Here is a 20,087-nt window from a genome sequence, read left to right as displayed (position 1 = left end):
ATAATTCCTTTTTATTGGAAACAGCATATGGATTTAAATATGTGGAAAAGTAGTGTGGATAATGAAAAATTGAGGTGCCACTATGAAAAAAATGATGTGCATTGTATTCATTATTTGTTTTCTTATGCAATTATCCACAACATATGCAGAATCCAATCAAAAGTTAGATTATCCAAGCAATCGAAATAAGACATTTGTGAGTGAGGATGTGTTTTATAAACAGTTAGATAAGAAAATTTATAAAGAATACAAAAATGCAGCATATAGTGTTCGTAAAAAAATCTCATTTAAAGAAGTGCCTGATGAAGAATTTTCTTTCCTACAAAAAACAGCTGTCGGTTGTCGAAGTAGAGTGGTGCTTCAAGATTTTTTTGTTCACCCTGATCGCCAAGTGTACTTCTTTGCTTCTTTTACTCAAAATGAAGTAGAAGAGTTTCATAAGTATATCGTTATAGATGCAGAAACAAAGAGGGAGCTGCAAGAGGGCAAAAGTTATCATCATTGTGATAATCCTTATAAAGTGAAACTTTAATCAGTGGGGGATTTGTCCACTGATTATTAGTTGAACCAATCGGGCAGTTGATCTCTCGCCTAACTTCTCTGCATTTGCCGAACTTTGAGGTGAGAGTCCTACTGCCCGTTAGTGCGGAGTAAAAAATAACCCACCAACTGGTGGGTTATTTTTTACTCCGGCACACTCATTAATTTCACTTTCATTTTGCGAATCACAACGAGAGCACAAATTGTTAGTAGAAGAGTAATCCCTTCTGCAACAAAGATGTTGATCGTTTTTGTTTGGTAAAGTGCTGCGAAAAAGTCTACAAATGCGTGGAATAATATAGCATATATAAGGAAGATGTACTTCTTTTGTTTTACTGCGTATAAAACAAGCATTGTAAAGGCAATTTGCAATACGAGTGCCATAATTCTTTCTACGCTACCAAGGAAGTAAAAATAGGCAGGCTGCTCGATTAACATGTCCTTTACAAGATTTAATTGAGGTAGTTTTTCTGCCATTTGAGCAAAGCTACCATCGTTAATAGCATTTGCGAATATGAGAGTTTGCAATGCAGAGAATCCGCCAACTAAAATAGATTCTATCCCGCCGTGACCAATTCCGTAAGCAAAGCCATCTTTATATTCTAGATATTTTTTTAGTAGGAAGAAGAAGGCAACGAAGCGTCCTAATTCTTCAAAAATACCAGCAGTTAGCCCGCCATAAAGTGCGAAGACAAATGGATTTTCTAAAAATGGAGCGATTGCTGGATTACCGCGCATAAATAGATGAAATGGTGTTTCGAGAATTTGGGTAAATCCGATAAAGATAAGAACACCAACTCCGACCACTTTCCAATTAATATTATATTTTTTACGGAAATAAACGAGTACAATAATTGGGACCAGAACCGAAACAACGAGTTGCATGATGATGCTGGCAATTACAGTATTTGAAACCATACTTTCACCGCTTTCTAATATATGTACATATCTATTATGCATGAAATATGGGAGAGATGAAACTTTTAGAGATAAATTGAAACTTTAATCAATGGGAGTGTTGTCTATCCCCCGAATTTTGAGGTGAGGGTATTACTGCTCGCAAATAGAGGGATAAAATGAATTTACTTATTGACTCTAACGTTGCGTCATACTTTATCGTATGTATTAAGGGGGAGATACAAATGACAATGAGAGTAAAAGAAGTAGCGGATTTAGTTGGAATTAGTGTGCGCACACTGCATCATTACGATGAAATTGGGTTGTTAACCCCAGACGAGACGACAGAATCTGGATATCGTCTGTATTCTGACGAAAATTTAGAGACACTGCAGCAAATTTTATTTTTTAAAGAGCTAGGCTTCCCTTTGAAGAAAATTAAAGAAATTATCATGAGTCCGTCATTTGATCGCGAAGAAGCATTACAGCTTCATAAGAAAATGCTTCTTGAAAAACGTGCGAGGTTAGATAAGGTGATTGCGACGATTGATAAAACAATTCAGCATACAAAAGGAGAGATTGAAATGACGAACAAAGAGAAATTTGAAGGATTTGATTTTAGCCATAACCCATATGAAGAAGAAGCGCGTGAAAGATGGGGAGATACAGCTGTAGATAAAGCGAACGAATATGCAAAAGGTATGTCAAAAGAGAATCAGGAAGAGTTTAATACTATTTACAGAAATTTAGCGGTGCTTAGACATGGTGCACCTGATTCTAAAGAGGCACAAGAAGCTATTAAAGTATGGTATGATTACTTGCAAAACTTTGGTGAATATTCATTAGAAGCCTTCAAGGGGCTCGGTCAAATGTACGTCGCTGATGAGCGCTTCACGAAAAATATTGATAAGTTTGGCGAAGGGTTAGCACAGTTTATGTGTGATGCGATGGAGGTTTATGCGGATCGTAATAAAAAATAAAAAGTAAAACAGGTGGAGGTTTTCTCCACCTGTTTTACTTTTTAATCATATCATTTAAAGTCTGATCCCCTGTATTGTTCAAATGAGGATTTTTACTCATTTCCCGTTTTAACATATCGAGGCTTTGCGTATATTCTGTATCATTTAATGCACCAGATTGCAGTCCTTGAATTTGAGAAATCAACTTTTGGTCTGTCGATACATATGCTTTATAATAGCGAGGAACGATGGACAAAGCAGCTTTATATACTTGATCCGCTACGAGTTTCGGATCCGTTGTGTTTGCACGGTATACAACAAATACTTCATCATCGGTAACGAGCGTAGCAGCGTTTGTAACGTCAGGAAGTTTGACTGTCATGCTTGTAATCATTTCAGCAACTTTCTCACGGTTAATGGCTCCTACTTGTTTGTTAGATACTTCATGCTTTTGTTTAGATGAATAACCGACTCTCGTTAATCGTGTATTTGTATTTTCCGTATGATACATGTCGTTTTTGTTGGAAACAAGAACACGGCTTCCTTCCTCACGTTCCATTTCGGCTTTATTCGTTGATTGGCAGCCTGTAAATAGGGAAAGAGTGAGAAGGGAAAGTAAAATTTGTTTTTTCACGATGTATCACCTCCTTCTCCATAGCATGTACTAATTTGCAATTTTTTGTATTTGAAATTGTTGGTTGTTATGCTTTGTGATACGATAAAAAGAAGAATGCTTAGAGAGGAAGTTAATGATGGAGCAAAAGCAAGAAATTCATGCTACGGTGAGCATTAATAATGTTCAGTACGAAGTAATTAAAAACTTTCGTGACGGTTTTAGTGAAGAAGCATTTAAAGAGCGCTATGCAGAAATTTTAAATAAATATGATTATATCGTTGGAGACTGGGGATATGAGCAACTTAGATTGCGCGGATTCTTTGATGATAGTAACCAACGTGCGACATATGATACGAAAATTAGTACTTTATCAGAGTATTTATACGAGTACTGTAACTTCGGTTGTGCACACTTCGTATTACGAAAAGTGAAGAAATAAAAAAATCCTCTTACGATTGTAAGAGGATTTTTTCATAGCAATTATACCAGTTGTGAGGAGGCTGTTTACTTTCAAAATAAACAGCACCTCGGCAAATATAATCGTTTTTTTCATATAGACTTAATGAAACCGGATTGCGAGTAAAGCAATCTAGGCGTATGCCTTTGTAACCTTCCCGTCTTGCTTCACTTTCCCAAAAAGATAAAAGTACTTTACTATATCCTTTTCCTTGCGAGAGAGGATGGATAACGAAAGAGTGGACGATAAGAAAGCGTCCGTCTGTTTCTGACCAATTAATTCGTTTATATTCGGGAGACTGCCACTCGTTTAACACGACAGCACCAACGAGTGAATCATCCTCAAACAAGCAATAGAGTTCATCTTGTTCTAAGTGATAGGAAATATGTTCTCGAGCTGGATAAGAATCATCCCATTGGTAAATTTGATTTTGTAATAGCGCTTTTTTACATTCTGTATACATTCCATCTAATTCGTCTAATAAATTCATCGTACCTTTTCTCACGTTTAGCATGAGGCACCTCCTTATAAACAAATTGAAATATAATCGCCTTCAGAGAGTTGTTTATTTGGTTTCATTTGTTGTCCGTTCAATTGAATATCCCCACTTTTAATTTTATCCACAATGGTAGTACGGCTCCAATCTGAAATATATGTGGATAACACTTTATCAATTCGGTGGGAGCCAAAAACGATGTCTAATACAATCGTGATTTCAACTATGCCACTTTCTTTATGTTGTGTCATAGAAATGGTAGTAGTTGTTTCTGTTTGGTCTTGCTGAATCATATCGATTGTTTCCACATGATCAGTAAATGATTTATAAATGCGCAGTTTTTGATTCCACGTATGATCGTTCGGGCATTTATAAATGGCAAAGCGGTATATGTTTTTTCCATTGGCGTTATGCCTGCGAATATTCGTATCAGTAAATAGGGTATTACGTCCGCAATTTTTACAATATTTTTCGATTGTGTTTTGCTGATTTTCATATAAACTCCAAGAAAGTTGTACTTTCTGCATTTTCCTTCACCTCTTATAGTAGTGGTAAAGGAACGTAATACAGCTATTTGGATGTCTTGTAGTATGAAGACATGAGAAGTAGACAAAAATAAAAAGAGGTTCCCCAAAGAGGAACCTCCGTAAACATCATACTACAGATGCGTTACGTTCCTTTGTAATGGGAATGGGCAGACTACTCCCTTGAAAAAGCACCGTGCTTTTTTGAGAGTAATGCTATCCAATTGCTGGTCCATTACAAAGTAAATGTTGGCATACGTAGATAACGTCCTTTCTATCCAAATAGATTTGTACATAAGTATACCACGAGAGATTGAAAATTCAAAATAATTACAGTGAAAAAACACCAGCTAAAATAGCTGGTGTTTGAGATAAGTTATATAAGTTCAAATAAAAATGAGCGTAATTCTTCTGCAATTTCTTCAGTCATAGAAAATGCGTGCTCTAAGTAGCCTGGTTCGTTTAAATCGTCAGGACCGATGATTGCAAATTTATTGCTCTGCATATCAAGGACAATTGTTTTACCGTAATGACGATCGGAGTATAAAAGCGCTAAATCATGACGCTCATTTTCTCCCATAAAGCTAACGAAACGAGTTTTTGTAGCGACAGTATCGTCGTACAGAAAGAAACGTTCTTCCATACACATGGCTCCTTTATTAAATATCTAAGTTTAAGTGTGGTTTATGATCTAAATGGTGATGCGTTTTAATGAAACGTACTGTTCTTGTTTTGTAACGCATAACGATAGAATATGTTTCAGCTAAATCTCCGCCAAGGAATTTCACGCCGTCTAATAACTCACCAGCAGAAACACCTGTTGCTGAGAAGATTGCATCATCACCAGATACTAAGTCATCTAACATAAGAAGTTGACGAGGATCTTCTAATCCCATTTCACGACAACGAGCTTCTTCTTCTTCGTTCATTGGAACTAAGCGGGCTTGCATTTCACCTTCAAGGCATTTTAATGCTGCTGCAGAAATAACGCCTTCTGGAGCTCCGCCAACACCTACGAATAAGTCGATACCTGTTCCAGGTAGTGCTGTTGCGATTGATGCACCAACATCGCCATCACCAAATAATTTCACGCGAGCCCCTTTTGCACGAACACGGTCAATAATATCTTGATGACGTTCACGTTCTTGAATGATAACTGTTAGATCACGAATCTTTTTATTGTTAGCTTCTGCTACAATTTCAATTGTTTTTTCAATTGGATCATCTAAGCTAATTTTACCAGCTGCTTTTGGACCAACCGCGATTTTTTCCATGTACATATCAGGAGCGTGAAGAAGGTTTCCTTTATCTGCGATTGCGATAACTGCCATTGCGTTTGCAAGACCTTTTGCAACGATGTTTGTACCTTCTAATGGATCAACGGCGATATCTACTTCTGGACCGTTACCTGTTCCTAGTTCTTCACCAATATATAACATCGGTGCTTCATCAAGTTCTCCTTCACCAATTACAACTGTACCTGCCATGTTTACTGAATCGAACATATCACGCATAGCTGTAGTTGCTGCATCATCTGCTTCATTTTTCTTTCCGCGGCCCATCCACTGTGCGGATGCTAATGCTGCTGCTTCTGTTACACGGACAATTTCTAGTGCGAGTTCACGTTCCAAGATTTCATTCCTCCAATTTCAAAAATCATACAAATATAACTATAACAAATAACGGAGAAAAGGTGAATTCGAAAAATTGTCGATTTTTTCAGAAGAAAGCGTTACAATTAAAATGTAAATGCTTTAATTTCCAGGTAGGTGACATGAATGTACTTCGTAGATAGAAAAAAAATAGAACAAATGCTAGTATGTTTAGAACGAGCAACAAATACATTTCAAGAGAAGAAGATATATGAAACCGAGTTTGAATTTTATGCATTAGAGCGCATAGCCCATCTTATGATTGATTGCGTATTAGATGTAGGGAATGCGATGATTGATGGATTTATTATGCGCGATCCAGGAAGCTATGAAGATATTATCGATATTTTAATGGACGAGCGAGTGATAAGTGCAGAAGAAGGACAAGGAATGAAAGAAATTATCCTTCTTCGAAAAATGCTTACGCAAGATTATATTCAAATGAATCATGATGAATTATATAAGACGATTCAAAAACATATTGCGGTGGTAGAGAACTACCCGGCAAATATTCGCAGTTATTTAGAGAAGGAATTAGGGCCTGTATCTGCATTTGTACCAGAATAATTATGCTTATGAGATCCCCGGGAATACCTTTTGGGGATCTTATATTGTATGTGAGAAAGAAAAGGGAAAAGGGAGAAGGGTAAAGCATGGGGGAAGCACGCACTACGAAAGACGAGATTGTCCAATTGTTGAAAGTAAAGGGAGAACATACGGTAGCAGAATTAGCTGACGTTTTAGAGATTACAGAAATGGCGATTCGAAGACATTTAAGTAATCTTGAGAAAGATGGGTTCATTTATTCTAAGATGGTCAGGCAACATGTCGGAAGACCAACTTATTTGTACGGGTTAAGTGAAAAGGGAGAAGATACATTCCCGAAAGAATATAAGCAATTTGCGATTGATATGCTAGAAGATTTAGCTCGAATGGGCGATGAAAAAATACTTCGTTACGTTTTGAAAGAAAGAACGAAGCGAATGGAAGAAAAATTGCAAAAGAGAATCAGTAATCAAAAGAACTTAGCATATAAAGTGCAAGAGGTAGCAGCAATGCAAGAGAAAAATGGTTATATGGTTCAAATAAAGAGAGATGGAGAGAACTCTTTCGTAATTGAAAAGCAAAACTGTCCGTTAAAGGAAATTGCAGAGAGATTCCCGCAAGTATGTGCAGATGAAAAAGAGATGTATAAGCGTTTATTTGCGAATGCAGATGTAAATACGCTAGCAAACATGTGTGAGGGTGATTGTAGTTGTTCTTACCAAGTAAAAGAGAAAAAATGAACGTTCTGGGGCGCTTTAAGGTAAAGCGTTTTTTTCTTTTGGAAAAGGGGGTAATATAAGAGTGGTATGATAGATGAGAACTCTAGCATAGAAGGAGAGACATAATAGATGTATAAAGGTTATTTAATTGACTTAGACGGTACGATGTATCGTGGTGAAGAACAAATTGAAGAAGCAAGCGACTTCGTGAAAGCATTAGGAGAGCGCGGCATTCCGTATTTATTCGTTACGAATAACTCAACTCGTAAACCAGAACAAGTTGCAGAAAAACTTGTTCGTTTCGATATTCCAGCGAAAGCAGAGCAAGTATTCACAACGAGTATGGCGACAGCGAATTTCATTTATGAACGTAAACAAGATGCAACTGTATACATGATTGGTGAAGAAGGCTTACATGATGCTCTTGTGGAAAAAGGATTTGAACTTGTGGATGAAAACCCTGATTTCGTTGTTGTTGGTTTAGATCGCGACATCACATATGAAAAATTAGCAAAAGCATGTCTTGCTGTACGTAACGGTGCAACGTTTATTTCTACAAATGGAGATATTGCTATTCCAACTGAGCGTGGATTATTACCAGGTAACGGTTCATTAACATCAGTTGTTACAGTATCAACAGGTGTGGAGCCAATCTTTATTGGAAAACCAGAATCAATCATTATGGAACAAGCATTAAAAGTGCTTGGCATAGGAAAAGATGAGGCATTAATGGTTGGGGATAACTACGATACGGACATTTTAGCGGGAGTAAATGCTGGTATGCATACCCTTCTTGTCCACACTGGAGTCACAACTGTGGAGAAGTTAACAGAATACGAAGTTCAACCGACGCAAGTTGTGCATAACTTGACGGAGTGGATTGAGAAGATGTAATGAAATGCAGGTAGCCGGAAGAGGTTACCTGTTTTTTATGCACAATTGCATATGTACTATAGGGATATAAAATGTAAAATTTATATGTAATGATGTAAAGGGGGAAATAAGAGTGTACTGGATGTCATGTATTATGTTTATTTTTACATTATGTGTTTTATTCTTTGTTCTATGGAAGATATATAAAATAAATGAAATGAAAAAAAGCGCGGGAAAGCTTATTGCAGCATATCCTCGGGTGAAACGACGTTGGATTGCCTTACTTGGACCAGCGTACTTTATCGGACAATGTATGTATATATATGCTCAATACGTAAGTGGTGATATTGGCACACTTGAACAGTTTCTCATTCAGTCAGGTAGTTATGCTGTAGCAAGTTGTTTTATGATTTTAATAGCGATCCATCTTATTAAAAGTGTACAGATATATGAAAAAGGTGTAATAGACGGATTGAACTATTATTCATACGAAGAATTAAAAGGCTATAAAACATCAACATGGGAAAATCCAAAAGAAAATATATTTTTATATCGCGGGCGAGAAAAAATGAATGATAATGTGAATTTACTTATTAGACAGGAAGATATGAATGAATTAGAAAGCATTCTTCAAAGATATATTCCGAAATTGATGATGAAATAAAAACTCCGGTTGTTATAACCGGAGTTTTTTTATTAAAACGCACGATTCACTACGTCTTTAACTTCTTCAAGATATTGTTTACGCACATTGTCATCCACAGAAGGAACACTTGTATAGAATGTATGCTCAAGTGTTTCAATGCCTGTAAATTCAAAAATACCAACATCTGCTGTTTTTTTCATTGCATCAAACATACCGCCTGCTGTGTATACTTCTTTCGAATTTCCCATCGTAGATAATAACAATCCTTTTTTACTGCTTAATAACTTTTCAATACCATTTTCACCGTAAGCATAAGCAAAGCCGTGGCTAAATACACGGTCAACGTATCCTTTTAAAATAGCAGGAAGACCCGCCCACCAAACGGGGTAAATGAATGTAATACTATCAGCCCAAGTGATATGCTTTTGTTCTTCTTTAATATCTTCTGGTGTGTTTCCTTGGGAAAATGAGATGAAATCGGAAGCACCTAATACTGGATTGAAGTTTAATTCATATAAATCACGAACGCGTACTTCATGACCTTTTCCTTCTAATTCACTTTTTACAGTTTCTAAAATTGCATGGTTAAAGCTTTCTGTATTCGGGTGTGCATAAACGATTACATGTTTCATTGTTCTTCCTCCTACTTGTGGATATGTGAATAGTTTTTATATATTCGTGTAACTATTATGGTTACTTTCGTTGCGAGAGTCAACTTTTCTGACGTGAGAAATAGAGTGAAATTTTAATCGGTGGGGGCTATCCATCCCGCACTGATTATTTGCTTACACTAATTGGGCACTTAATGCCGGTTAATATAAATGTTAGTATGTGACAAAAAAATACAAAATAGTAGGGATTTTGCATTTTGAATAGAATATATAGATTGGTAAATAGAGAGAGAAGGGGATATCGGGATGAATATTATTGAAATTGAAGGGTTAGAAAAATCGTTTGATATTGGAGATAGTAAAGTAAAGATCTTAAAAGATATTAATCTTCAAATTCAAAAAGGAGATTTTGTTTGTATTATGGGGGCAAGTGGATCGGGGAAAACGACCTTACTTCAGCTGTTAGGTGGATTAGATATTCCATCAGTAGGTAGTATTCGAGTTGATGGTACGGAGATTTCAACATTAAAAGAAAAAGAGCTCGCTTTATTTAGAAGGCATAAAATCGGTTTTATTTTTCAACAGTTTAATTTAATTCCAGTGTTTAATGCGGAGGAAAATGTAGGGTTGCCTTTATTATTAGATAATGTTTCGCAAAAGAAGGCAACGGTCACAGCAAATCGTTTATTAGAGCTCGTTGGATTGAAAGGAAAAGAAAAGCATTTACCAGCACAGTTATCAGGTGGGCAACAGCAAAGGGTTGCGATAGCAAGAGCTTTTGCAAATGAGCCGGCTATTATATTAGCAGATGAACCAACAGGGGCGTTAGATTCAGAAAACAGTAAAAATATTATTGCGGCACTTCGCAATGCATGTGATGAATTAGGGCAAACAGCTGTCATTGTAACGCACGATCCGTTCGTAGCGGCCCATGCTGATAAAGTCGTTTTCTTATTAGATGGTGAGGTGATTCATGAGCATGCTGAAAGTAAAGGATGGAAATTTCGAAATATCCCGCAACAAGTTATCCACATTCAAGAGATTATGAATCGTCACTTTAAAGTAGGAGGTAAAGGTGATGCGATGGGTAATTAAGTATGCGGTAAAATCGATGAAACAAAATTGGTTGCGAAATATGTTGATTGCCCTCGGTGCAGCTTTAGGTGTTATGTTAGCGACGATGTTATTGCTAGGCAATCAATCAGTAGAGCAAAGTGTGAAGGAACAAGTAGTAAGTCGGTATGGAGATTATAATTTACAATTTGGCTATATAAAAAATGATATGTATTTAAATAATGAAAGTTTAAAAGGAATAGATGGCTTAGAAAATGCTGAAAAAATATCAAAAGCACTTATACCGTATCCTTTTCCACATTATAAAGAATTATCGGGAAAGCCATCTTATTGGGGTGTTGAGCAAGATTCTCCAGAAATGCATTCTTATAAAATATTAGAAGGACGATATCCGAAAGAAGGTGCTGAAGTAGCACTGACAAAAGGGTATACAGATCGTGAAAATATAAGGGTAGGAGATACGATTAAACTGCCATTTCCGCAGCATGGTGAAAAGGCTGTGAAAGTTGTCGGTATTTTAAATCCACCGTTAATGGCGTCAATGGGACATAGTGCTTATTTTCCAATCCATTGGCTTCAAAAAGAATTAAATTTGCCAAATCAATTCAATCTTGTTCAAGTGAAAGTACAAGATATAAATGTGAAAAAAGCAATTGCTTTTGATGTACATAAAAAGATTGAAAATATAAAGGTGGACCAACGTACTTATGTAGATAAGGCATTTGAACGACTAAATGTAATGAAGCCATTAATTTTTAGTTTAGGTGGTATTGCCTTATTTGTTGTAGCCCTTTTAATAATGGGAAGTTTCTTCTTATCTGTCAGAAGTCGATTTAAGCAATGGGCATTATTACGTGCACTTGGTAGTAATCCAAATCAAATTATATTAGTCGTTTTATTAGAGGCTTTATGTATTGGGGCAATCGGATCGCTAGCAGGAGTTATTCTTGGAGCAGGTACTCAAACAATCGCCGCATCATTTATTAATAAATGGGTGAATATTGAGGGGGCAGGGAAAGAATCATTTTCGATTTCAGGCGAGATTCTACTCATTACGTTTTTACTAGGAATTGTTATGTCTATTATAGGGGCTATTATACCAGCCTTCATGGTTAGAAAGATTCCACCAGTTCAAGCGCTTAGGCCAGGTCTTCCTAGTAATGAGAAAAAAGAAAAAAGGTGGAGTGCTTTTAGTGGTAGCATTCTAATCATTGGTACTGTTATTGGACTAACGGGTAACGTATTAGAGTGGTATATAGGTTTTAATCCAAGTGCGATAGGTGCGCTGTTATTTGCGGTCGGTTTGTTATTTGCGATTCCGTTATTTATTCGGATGATAGCACCAGTGATTGCAAAACCACTTCAAATGATATTACGAATTGAAACGACGATTAGTAGCCGGAATGTAATTCGTTATCGGAATAAGGCAGCTGTATCGGTTGCTATACTAGCATTTGGTTTTATGTTAGCACTTGTTGGAACGATGTATGTAAATTCTATGTATGAAGGTATGAAAAAAGGATTGCAAAAAAATCTACCAGCTGATTTAGTAATAAGAATTCCAATAGAGTCGCAAAGAACTGAATCATTACCATTTAGCTGGATAGAGAAGGTTAGAAAAATTGACGGTGTAGAGACGAGTGTCGGGAATGCTACTGATTTTACAACAAAGCTTGTAAATTATGATTTTAAAAAAGCGAATCAAGAGTGGTATGAACATGCGAGGAAAAATGATTTTGAACCTGATTTGATGGAAGTTGTGGGAAATGATATTGTCGCGTATCAAAAAGTAACGAGAGCGAAAGTGATTGCAGGAAAAGACTTAAATAAGCCATTACAAGACGGTGAGGGAGTCGTTACGAAGGAAACGGCTAAAAAATTAGGGCTTCAGTTGCATGATACGTTTGAAGTACAAGGGAATGGAAAAGAAAAACAAGCGATTAAAGTCGTTTCGATTATTGAGCAAGGAGTAAGGTTAAGAGGATCAGATGTTTTTGTAAATGAACAATGGGCTCGTGATAAGTTTCACGTGCAAGGATATGAAGTAATTCAAATTATGACAAATTCTAATCAATCATTTGAATCGATTAAGAAGCAAGTAAAACAAATTACAAATAATAAAGAGAACGTAGAAGTTATTAATAGCCATGATTTATTAAAAGAACAGGAGCAGTTATTATCGCAAATGATGATGTTAATTCGCTTGTTAGTTGTAATTGTTTTCATTATTTCTGGAATAGGGTTAATGAATGCGATTGTCTCAAGTTTGCATGAAAGACGTGCTGAAATTAGTATGATTCGTGCGGTAGGGGCTATTCCGAAGCAAATGAGACGGATTGTTTTATTAGAGGGAACTTTACTTGGAGCGATAGCTGGTTGTATTGGCATTTTTGGCGGGATTTTGTTTAGTTATATTGTGTTATCAAGCTTAGATCTAACGGTTATTATCATTCCGTATAATCAAGTTTGCATATTAGCTTTTGCTAGTGTGGTGCTTGGAGCAGGGGCAGCGATGATTGCTTCATTACAATTAAGAAAGTTCAAATTAAGTGATACTTTAAAGGAATTATCGGCATAAAAGATTGCTATACCCCGCTCATACAAAGAACAAAGAAGACAAATAAAATGATGACAATACCAATACCGAAGTTAAATACGAGAGTACTATCCATATATGTAACCTCCTTGTTTTAAAGTGAAAAGCACTCTAGTCAGAGTGCTTTTTATTTTGAATCTCCCGTAACGTACTTCACAACTTTTAGAAAGGGATTCATGCGTGTAAAGAGTTACATTATTTTATGCGTTTATTTTGGGGAATGAGTAAGTCCTTATGAAATATAGAAAAAAGACACTCTTTCGAGTGTCTTTTATGATGACAAAATGTGTCAATTGCTTGAGTTCGATAAGACGCTAATTTCCGTTTTAACGCCTTTTCTTTAATCAAGAAGTGTAGCAACAGCGATTCAAATAAATTGTACCATTTGTGTAATGTTTGTGTGTATGCAATTCTGCATATTTCAATTAGAGGGAAATAAGGCGCAGAGAATGAATGAGTATATAGAACACTTGATAAGGAGAGAGAAGGATGGATATACATAAGTTAACGATAGAAGAAGCAAATGATATAAATACGTGGACGTACGAGGAACCATATAATTTATATAGTTTTTCAGGCGAGAAAGAAGTGATAGAAGAGCTATTAGATGGAACGTATTATGGCTGTTGTGACGATCAAGGAGAGTTCATCGGCTATTTTTGTTTTGGAGAAAATGCACAAGTACCAGGTGGAAGAGATGCTAATTTATATGGTGGAGAAAATCTGATTGATATCGGACTTGGTATGAAGCCGGCGTTAACAGGGAAAGGAATGGGGAAAGAATTTTTCAAAGCTGGAATAGCGTTTGCCACGAAAGAGTTTAATGCAAAAATGTTTCGATTAAGTGTAGCAACATTTAATACAAGAGCAATTACGCTATATAAAAATATAGGTTTTCAGCAAGGACCTATCTTTTTGAGCCGCGGAAGAAAATTTATGCTCATGGAATATGAAAGACCGTCAGCATAAAACTGACGGTCTAGAAAGCATTATTATTCCGAGTGATCAGCTCGGTGCGCTAAACGGCTTGAAGCAGCGGCAGCGATTCCGCCAACGATATCATCAAGGAATGTATGCACTTTGCCAGTTGATTTATCATTTAAGTATTCTAAAATACCAGGTTTTAATTTATCGATATATCCAAAGTTCGTGAAACCGATAGAGCCGTACACGTTAACGATAGAAAGTGCGATAACTTCATCAATTCCGTATAAGCCTTCATCACGTTTTACGATATCTTGTAACGGCGCACTTAACATTCCTTTTTCAGCAAGGACATCGAGTTCGATACCAGTAATTAGTGCGTTTTGTACTTCACGTTTTGATAATACACGCTCAACGTTATAACGGCATTCTGACATCTCTAAATTTGGATGATATTTTTTTTGAAGAAAATGAACAAGTTCAGCAATATCGTCAATTGTTACACCGCGTTCTTGTAATAGTTGTAATGCTCTTTCTTGTAGTTGATTTGATTCTTTCATGTTTATCACCTTTTTTTCTTTTTAGTATTTGTATACGTTTCGTTGCTTTATCATGTGCATAGGAATGAAAGGCGAGCACAAGCTCATATATATAAAGAAAAACCATAGGTGGCGACTGCGATGATTCAGCATATTTATGAGCATTATCACATGCATGTTAAAGAATTAATCCCCCTTGGCCCCTATAAAAGCTTTTGGATTCGCAACAAAATTTATGTACTTGTTCCAATTGGAGAAATGGAGGAAGAAGTACTTGTAGAGATGAAAAAGCTCAGTGACTATATGAACCAGCAAGGGGATATGACTGTAGCGACTTTCGTTCCGACTATACACGGCTACTATGTAAGTGAGATAGAAGAACAAAATTACTGCTTATTAAAAGGTATGCGCACGTTAGAACGACATGCTATGTCATTAGGAAGTGAGCTTTCTATATTCCATAAACGAGGTGCATTCTTTCCAGAAGAAATTGAGCAATTAAGCCGCATTGGTGAATGGAAAGCGTTATGGGAAAAAAGGCTCGATCAATTAGAGAAATTTTGGCAATCACAAGTGATGAACCACCCTACAGACGTATTCGATCAATTGTTTATCGAATCCTTCCCGTATTATTTAGGAGTTGCGGAAAATGCAATTCAGTATGTTGTCGATACAGAGATGGATGATACGCCACAAATGACCGATGCGGCAACAATTTGCCAGGAGCGATTTACACCTTTATTATGGCATCAAACGAAGCGTCTAAAACTTCCTTTTGAGTGGGTGTATGATCATCCCACTCGAGATATAGCAGAATTGATTCGCTATATGATGATTGAAAAGAAGAAAGACTGGGAGCAAACAATCGTTCAATTTGTTACAGATTATGAACGCAATTATTCGCTATCCTCATTTGGTTGGCGCTTATTATTTGCAAGGCTCCTGTTCCCGCTCCACTATTTTGAAACGGTCGAACGATATTACCAAACTGGGAACGAAGAACAAAAAAGTATATATAGAGATCGCTTAGAAGCCATTTTACACGATGTGAACCGCTCTGAGCAATTTATGAGGAATTTTTATGGATCACTTCGTTTGCCAATTGATAAGTTAGGGATTAGAAAATTAGATTGGCTATCTTAAAAGTATAAAAAAGAGACCGATTGAGGTCTCTTTTTTATACCGCAATTGTATGTAATACATTATGCTCCTACCTGTTGATCCGCACATATATTTAAAATGAATTGATTTCTTTCGATTTTTTCATTTACTTTACTCAATAATTCTTGCTGGATTTCTTTAAATAAAAATTGATAGCTTGTATTCCATGTTGGTATAACGGACGAAAGGCCTAATAAATATTCTTTTTTCTCTTCTAGTTCTTGAATTGTTAAAAAAGTGTTCCCCATTTTTGGCATGTGTCGTCCCCCCTATGTTTTTTACTTCATCCCGCTATTTGTGGGAATCGGGCTGCCCGTAAACGCCCACTGATTATAGTTTCACTTTATATGTGTGAACGATTCACTATATAGTATTAATTATCGCATTTTTTGAGAAGGATTTCCAATTTTGTTTTATGATGTTAAAGGAGAAGTGTTATTTGAATAAAAAAAGAGACCCATTGGGGTCTCTTTCTAGGAAGCGATTCTGACCGAACCGCTTCTGCTTTTAATTAATATCTAGCTCCAGCGGCTAAAATGTTCGGTGGCTTCGCTTCTTCCGCCGAGGCAAAAAGCGCCTCTATGTCAGAAGCTCCATCCTCCTCACATTTTGAACGAGTCGCTTCCGCTTTTAATTAAAATACTTGTTCTACTTCAATAACGCCTGGTACTTCTTCAAGTAACGCGCGCTCGATACCAGCTTTTAGTGTGATTGTAGAACTTGGGCAGCTTCCGCATGCACCCATAAGGCGTAATTTTACGATACCTTCTTCAATGTCTACTAATTCAACGTCTCCGCCATCGCGAAGTAAGAACGGACGTAATTTATCTAGTACTTCTAGTACTTGTTCTTGCATATGTGGGTTTTCCATTTTTATCGACTCCTTTCATCAGTTTTATTATAATCAAGATAGAGGGGAAAATCTATTTTTTCTGTTCTTGTTTTATTGTCGAAATATTTTATCATGTGTACAACGTGTTTTTTCAGTATAGGGGTATGGAATAAGTTTGTAAAATGATGTGCTTATGTACTAAGACATCTGAATATACTGTTAGAACAAGAAGTGGGGGAGAAGAAATGGTTAATGTGCAAGTGTATGGGACGAAAGTAATTTGTGCGAGCTGCGTCGGAATGCCATCTTCAACAGAAACGTTTGAGTGGTTACAAGCGGCGATTGGTCGTAAATATGAAGGACAAGAAAATAAATTTAATTTCGAGTATATTGATTTTCAACAAGAACAAGAAGATGAAGATAAAAAAGCATTCGCAGAGCGCGTAGTAGAAGAAGATTTATTTTATCCAGTCGTTCTTGTGAATGGAGAGATTGTTGGAGAAGGAAATCCTCGTTTGAAGGATGTTTACGAGGAAATCGAGAAATATTTATAAAGCAGGAAGCCTTTGCGAATTTGCGAAGGCTTTTTTTAATGGAGGGATAGATGTGGAGAATGGAATAAAACAAGCTTTACCAGGAGAAGTAAAGCAGTTAATGGAGCAGTACATAGTAGGGTTAAAAGAAATTTTTTTAGATGGAAAAATAGTCGGAGTATATGTTTACGGCTCTATTGCGCTAGGTGCATTTCATATAGAAACGAGCGATGTTGATTTTGTTGCAGTACTAAATGATTCCGTGAATGAAGCTGAAAAACAACAAATTGTAGAACTGCATAAGAAAATGAGTGAAAGTACGCTAGGTAAAAGAATGGACGGTATGTATATTCCGCTTGCTGACTTAGGGAAATACAATCATGAAATAAATGAGTACGTGTATTGTGCAGATGGTAAGGCGAATATAGGTCATTGGGATATTAATGCGGTCACATGGTGGACATTAAAAAATCAAGGCATTACAGTTATCGGGAAAGAAGTAGAAGACCTTCCACTTCAAATAAAGTGGGATGATGTAGTCAATACAATGCAATACAACGTAGAACAGTACTGGAGTGAAAAAGCGAAGCAGCCATATTTATTTTTCATAGAAGAGTGGGTAGAATCAGCTGTCGTTACGATGGGGCGTATTTTATATACGTTAGATTATAAAACAATTGTTTCAAAAGATAGAGGATTGCAATACTTGTTAGAACGCTCAGCGAAAGAATGGGAGCCTTTATTAAAAGAAGTAGAGCGAATGAGGTATGATCCAAAGGAGAAGAAGAAACTTTCTATTTGGAGAAGGGCTGATATGACGAAGAGATATTTGCTTAGTTTAATTGAGGAGTGTAGGGGGAAATGGTAGAGAAAATAGTAAAAGCATCCTTTGTATGAAGGATGCTTTTACTATTGTTATATAATGAAAAAGTACTTTACACGGAATGAGAATTCGAAAGATAATATAAAAAATATGTAGGCGAGGAAAGCAGATGAGTAAATATAAATTACATATAAATAAAGAACAACTATGGAAAGGTTGTATCTTAAAGTCGATTGCAGATGCAATTTTTGTAGCACATGCTCCTGATTTTTCACACGAAAGTTCATGGGATGGATTTAACTACAGTATGCAAGATAGTCAAGGTGGACAAGGGACAATTACTTTTACACGATTGTATGTCTTCAAGATGTGAATAGCGAGAGAATTGAAGAGTGGATTGATGCGGCAAATTATTTTGAAGGGGCACCTTCGGAAGTAATAGACATTGCGAAAGAGGAAGCACTTCAATACGTATTAGAAGAAGTAGAAGGCGAAACAGTTCCTTTTATTACAACTGCATTTTGGATTGAGGATAGCGGTGCGTATTCAATTGATCCATTTGAAGAGATGGAAGAGCACGGTGGATTTTTATTAGAAATTCCATTACTTGATACGGAATCAGCAATTGAAAGACTGGAAGAAGAGTATGAACTGACAGCGGAACAAATAGAACTTTTACAATTCGTGTATGAGAGAAAAATCCAAAATCCGAATGAGAAAATTAAGTTGTCTAAAGAGGAAGTAGCAATGATTGGGACGGATGATAGTGAAAGGTTAGAAGTGAGTAAAGCGTCATTTGAAGAAATGAATATTACTTGGTAGTTGTAGGAGGAAATATAAAAAGTGTGATAAAGGACTAGTAGAAAGCACAATGTACATTTACATTGTGCTTTCTACTAGTTTTTTCATATACATATCAACTTCATGAAAGAATACTTTTTCTTTTTTCTCGTTATTAAGATGCACAGAGCAATGTAAATATTGCTGTAAATAGTGATTAGCTTGTTCGTACTGTTTTAATTTGTAGAAAGAAAAACAGGTAAGAAGCAGAAACGCTTTTTCTTATAATATTGGAACGACGGCTAGTAACGGAGTAATGGAATGTATATTTATTTTTGTTAAGTTTTCATAAGAAGCCCACGTTTGAAACCAGTCGGAAATGGTAGAAAGGTGATCCGGAATGTGGATAGTTTCATGTGAAACATTATGCAATATGGAACGTAGTGAAGTTTTGTGAAAAAACATCTTCTGTCCAAACTATGCACTTCATATTTAATCACCTGAAATAGTAGTTTTATGAACTTTATTTTATATATTATAGTATGACTAAAGCTAGATTATTTTAAGAGAGAATGGAGAAGATATCATGAATAACCATAATAAAATTAAACAACTTTTAGAATATGTAGATCGTGCTGAGGATAATGAAATTGAGCTAGAGTATGAATCTGAACCTATGACGATAGAATTGTTTAATAGTGAAGAAATAGAAGAAGGACAACTTGGTTATAGCTTTGATGAAGAAGGGCAAAGCTTAACCGGGAATGAAGAAGGAGATTGGAAAGAGGGATGGATTGTAATTGGAATAGATTCGTATCTCGGTGATCCAATCTTTGTAGATAGTAATGATGAAAAATGCCCGGTTTATACAGCTTTGCACGGTGAGGGTGATTGGGAGATAGAATGTATAGCGGAACGTATAGAAGATGTTATTGAGAAAGTGAAGGGTAGTGTGGAATAAATAAAAATAGTATTTCAATATAATCAAGAAGGGGAGGAATCATGAAAAATTTTCAAATGGAACTACATAAACTGCCGATAGAAAATACTGGAGAAATAATACTTAGTATAGATGAGCGTATTTTGTTTCAAGAAAAAACAGACATAATAGACCCGATTTGTCAGTTTTTTGACGCTTGGGTCGAGTTTTTTAAATATGATGATGCTACAATTTTCTTAGATGAATATGAAAAAAAGGTGGAATTTAAGAATAATGAAACTGCCTAAAAATATAGTTGAAGTAGATTTTATTGTATCAATTGAGGAAATTAATGATAGATTATTTATTA

The 20,087-nt window shown here is 36.1% G+C and carries 24 protein-coding genes and 3 pseudogenes; 16 read left to right on the top strand and 11 right to left on the bottom strand.

The window, feature by feature from the left end:
- Nucleotides 1-91: 91 nt before the first annotated feature.
- On the top strand, nt 92-532 hold the full coding sequence (locus JDS81_RS25845) for a hypothetical protein (RefSeq protein WP_242481403.1): 441 nt from the start codon (nt 92-94) through the stop codon (nt 530-532).
- Between the two features lie 152 nt (nt 533-684).
- On the opposite strand, the gene JDS81_RS25840 is transcribed toward JDS81_RS25845, so the two are convergent.
- Nucleotides 685-1,500 carry a YhfC family intramembrane metalloprotease gene (locus JDS81_RS25840; protein WP_141524622.1) on the bottom strand — a complete coding sequence of 272 codons (816 nt, stop codon included), beginning with the start codon at nt 1,498-1,500 and terminating at the stop codon, nt 685-687.
- 182 nt (nt 1,501-1,682) lie between these two features.
- Between JDS81_RS25840 and JDS81_RS25835 the strand changes: the two genes are divergently transcribed.
- Nucleotides 1,683-2,417: a MerR family transcriptional regulator gene (locus JDS81_RS25835; RefSeq protein WP_097954524.1), complete on the top strand. Its 735-nt coding sequence runs from the start codon at nt 1,683-1,685 to the stop codon at nt 2,415-2,417.
- Between the two features lie 34 nt (nt 2,418-2,451).
- Here JDS81_RS25835 and JDS81_RS25830 read toward each other — a convergent pair whose 3' ends face one another.
- Nucleotides 2,452-3,030: a YhcN/YlaJ family sporulation lipoprotein gene (locus JDS81_RS25830; protein ID WP_097954523.1), complete on the bottom strand. Its 579-nt coding sequence runs from the start codon at nt 3,028-3,030 to the stop codon at nt 2,452-2,454.
- Between the two features lie 118 nt (nt 3,031-3,148).
- Between JDS81_RS25830 and JDS81_RS25825 the strand changes: the two genes are divergently transcribed.
- Nucleotides 3,149-3,451 (top strand): YutD family protein, encoded by a 303-nt coding sequence (locus JDS81_RS25825; protein WP_000435941.1) that lies wholly within the window; start codon nt 3,149-3,151, stop codon nt 3,449-3,451.
- Between the two features lie 10 nt (nt 3,452-3,461).
- Here the strand turns inward: JDS81_RS25825 and JDS81_RS25820 are convergent, their stop codons facing one another.
- From JDS81_RS25820 to glpX, 4 genes are all read right to left on the bottom strand, one after another.
- Nucleotides 3,462-3,983 (bottom strand): GNAT family N-acetyltransferase, encoded by a 522-nt coding sequence (locus JDS81_RS25820; RefSeq protein WP_097954522.1) that lies wholly within the window; start codon nt 3,981-3,983, stop codon nt 3,462-3,464.
- Nucleotides 3,984-3,994: 11 nt separating this feature from the next.
- On the bottom strand, nt 3,995-4,492 hold the full coding sequence (locus JDS81_RS25815; protein WP_001174592.1) for a hypothetical protein: 498 nt from the start codon (nt 4,490-4,492) through the stop codon (nt 3,995-3,997).
- Between the two features lie 373 nt (nt 4,493-4,865).
- Nucleotides 4,866-5,132, bottom strand: a complete 267-nt coding sequence (locus JDS81_RS25810; protein ID WP_000392613.1) for a DUF3055 domain-containing protein — start codon at nt 5,130-5,132, stop codon at nt 4,866-4,868.
- A 16-nt stretch (nt 5,133-5,148) separates the two neighbouring features.
- On the bottom strand, nt 5,149-6,120 hold the full coding sequence (gene glpX, locus JDS81_RS25805) for a class II fructose-bisphosphatase (RefSeq protein WP_000439085.1): 972 nt from the start codon (nt 6,118-6,120) through the stop codon (nt 5,149-5,151).
- Nucleotides 6,121-6,267: 147 nt separating this feature from the next.
- Here glpX and JDS81_RS25800 point away from each other — a divergent pair, with 147 nt between their 5' ends.
- From JDS81_RS25800 to JDS81_RS25785, 4 genes are all read left to right on the top strand, one after another.
- The gene (locus tag JDS81_RS25800) at nt 6,268-6,708 is read left to right on the top strand and encodes a DUF86 domain-containing protein (protein ID WP_000273995.1); all 441 of its coding nucleotides are present in this window, start codon (nt 6,268-6,270) and stop codon (nt 6,706-6,708) included.
- Nucleotides 6,709-6,794: 86 nt separating this feature from the next.
- The gene (locus JDS81_RS25795; RefSeq protein WP_000503334.1) at nt 6,795-7,427 is read left to right on the top strand and encodes a helix-turn-helix transcriptional regulator; all 633 of its coding nucleotides are present in this window, start codon (nt 6,795-6,797) and stop codon (nt 7,425-7,427) included.
- A gap of 108 nt (nt 7,428-7,535) precedes the next feature.
- Nucleotides 7,536-8,300: a TIGR01457 family HAD-type hydrolase gene (locus JDS81_RS25790; RefSeq protein WP_000276473.1), complete on the top strand. Its 765-nt coding sequence runs from the start codon at nt 7,536-7,538 to the stop codon at nt 8,298-8,300.
- A 112-nt stretch (nt 8,301-8,412) separates the two neighbouring features.
- A complete protein-coding gene (locus tag JDS81_RS25785) occupies nt 8,413-8,943 on the top strand; it encodes a hypothetical protein (RefSeq protein ID WP_000289888.1) in 531 nt (176 codons plus the stop codon).
- A gap of 32 nt (nt 8,944-8,975) precedes the next feature.
- On the opposite strand, the gene JDS81_RS25780 is transcribed toward JDS81_RS25785, so the two are convergent.
- On the bottom strand, nt 8,976-9,557 hold the full coding sequence (locus tag JDS81_RS25780; RefSeq protein ID WP_097954521.1) for an NAD(P)H-dependent oxidoreductase: 582 nt from the start codon (nt 9,555-9,557) through the stop codon (nt 8,976-8,978).
- A 285-nt stretch (nt 9,558-9,842) separates the two neighbouring features.
- Between JDS81_RS25780 and JDS81_RS25775 the strand changes: the two genes are divergently transcribed.
- The 3 genes from JDS81_RS25775 to JDS81_RS25765 all read left to right on the top strand — a co-directional run bounded on the left by JDS81_RS25775 (nt 9,843) and on the right by JDS81_RS25765 (nt 14,175).
- A complete protein-coding gene (locus JDS81_RS25775; RefSeq protein WP_001021168.1) occupies nt 9,843-10,631 on the top strand; it encodes an ABC transporter ATP-binding protein in 789 nt (262 codons plus the stop codon).
- Complete coding sequence (locus JDS81_RS25770) at nt 10,615-13,188, top strand: FtsX-like permease family protein (RefSeq protein WP_142312850.1); 2,574 nt, start codon at nt 10,615-10,617, stop codon at nt 13,186-13,188. The genes JDS81_RS25775 and JDS81_RS25770 overlap by 17 nt, the downstream gene beginning before the upstream one ends.
- Nucleotides 13,189-13,695: 507 nt before the next feature.
- Nucleotides 13,696-14,175, top strand: a complete 480-nt coding sequence (locus JDS81_RS25765) for a GNAT family N-acetyltransferase (protein WP_097954519.1) — start codon at nt 13,696-13,698, stop codon at nt 14,173-14,175.
- A 23-nt stretch (nt 14,176-14,198) separates the two neighbouring features.
- On the opposite strand, the gene JDS81_RS25760 is transcribed toward JDS81_RS25765, so the two are convergent.
- Nucleotides 14,199-14,690 (bottom strand): phosphatidylglycerophosphatase A family protein, encoded by a 492-nt coding sequence (locus tag JDS81_RS25760; RefSeq protein ID WP_000665097.1) that lies wholly within the window; start codon nt 14,688-14,690, stop codon nt 14,199-14,201.
- A 120-nt stretch (nt 14,691-14,810) separates the two neighbouring features.
- Between JDS81_RS25760 and yutH the strand changes: the two genes are divergently transcribed.
- A complete protein-coding gene (yutH, locus tag JDS81_RS25755; protein WP_000614220.1) occupies nt 14,811-15,812 on the top strand; it encodes a spore coat putative kinase YutH in 1,002 nt (333 codons plus the stop codon).
- 59 nt (nt 15,813-15,871) lie between these two features.
- On the opposite strand, the gene JDS81_RS25750 is transcribed toward yutH, so the two are convergent.
- Both JDS81_RS25750 and JDS81_RS25745 read right to left on the bottom strand, forming a co-directional pair.
- Entirely contained in the window at nt 15,872-16,087 is a 216-nt protein-coding gene (locus tag JDS81_RS25750; RefSeq protein ID WP_001125484.1) for a hypothetical protein, read from the bottom strand.
- Nucleotides 16,088-16,464: 377 nt separating this feature from the next.
- Nucleotides 16,465-16,701: a NifU family protein gene (locus JDS81_RS25745; protein ID WP_000431159.1), complete on the bottom strand. Its 237-nt coding sequence runs from the start codon at nt 16,699-16,701 to the stop codon at nt 16,465-16,467.
- A 206-nt stretch (nt 16,702-16,907) separates the two neighbouring features.
- Here JDS81_RS25745 and JDS81_RS25740 point away from each other — a divergent pair, with 206 nt between their 5' ends.
- The 3 genes and pseudogenes from JDS81_RS25740 (at nt 16,908) to JDS81_RS25730 (ending at nt 18,840) form a co-directional block, all read left to right on the top strand.
- Nucleotides 16,908-17,216: a YuzD family protein gene (locus tag JDS81_RS25740; RefSeq protein ID WP_000248598.1), complete on the top strand. Its 309-nt coding sequence runs from the start codon at nt 16,908-16,910 to the stop codon at nt 17,214-17,216.
- Nucleotides 17,185-18,063, top strand: a complete 879-nt coding sequence (locus JDS81_RS25735) for a nucleotidyltransferase domain-containing protein (protein WP_097954518.1) — start codon at nt 17,185-17,187, stop codon at nt 18,061-18,063. Before JDS81_RS25740 ends, JDS81_RS25735 begins: the two co-directional genes overlap by 32 nt.
- 124 nt (nt 18,064-18,187) lie before the next feature.
- Nucleotides 18,188-18,840: pseudogene (locus JDS81_RS25730) on the top strand (hypothetical protein).
- A 57-nt stretch (nt 18,841-18,897) separates the two neighbouring features.
- On the opposite strand, the pseudogene JDS81_RS30595 reads toward JDS81_RS25730, so the two are convergent.
- Nucleotides 18,898-19,233: pseudogene (locus JDS81_RS30595) on the bottom strand (hypothetical protein); the annotation flags it as partial.
- Between the two features lie 151 nt (nt 19,234-19,384).
- Between JDS81_RS30595 and JDS81_RS25725 the strand changes: the two are divergent.
- Together JDS81_RS25725 and JDS81_RS25720 are read left to right on the top strand one after the other, a co-directional pair.
- Nucleotides 19,385-19,759 carry a hypothetical protein gene (locus JDS81_RS25725; RefSeq protein ID WP_016107202.1) on the top strand — a complete coding sequence of 125 codons (375 nt, stop codon included), beginning with the start codon at nt 19,385-19,387 and terminating at the stop codon, nt 19,757-19,759.
- Nucleotides 19,760-19,800: 41 nt separating this feature from the next.
- Nucleotides 19,801-20,016 (top strand): annotated as a pseudogene (locus JDS81_RS25720) (hypothetical protein); the annotation flags it as partial.
- Nucleotides 20,017-20,087 lie beyond the last annotated feature (71 nt).

Origin of the sequence: Bacillus cereus group sp. N31, assembly GCF_016483245.1 — a bacterium.
In the GTDB taxonomy this organism is placed as follows: domain Bacteria; phylum Bacillota; class Bacilli; order Bacillales; family Bacillaceae_G; genus Bacillus_A; species Bacillus_A toyonensis.
The sequence above is the reverse complement of the archived record's forward strand: the minus strand, read 5'-3'. Positions and strand labels throughout refer to the sequence as shown.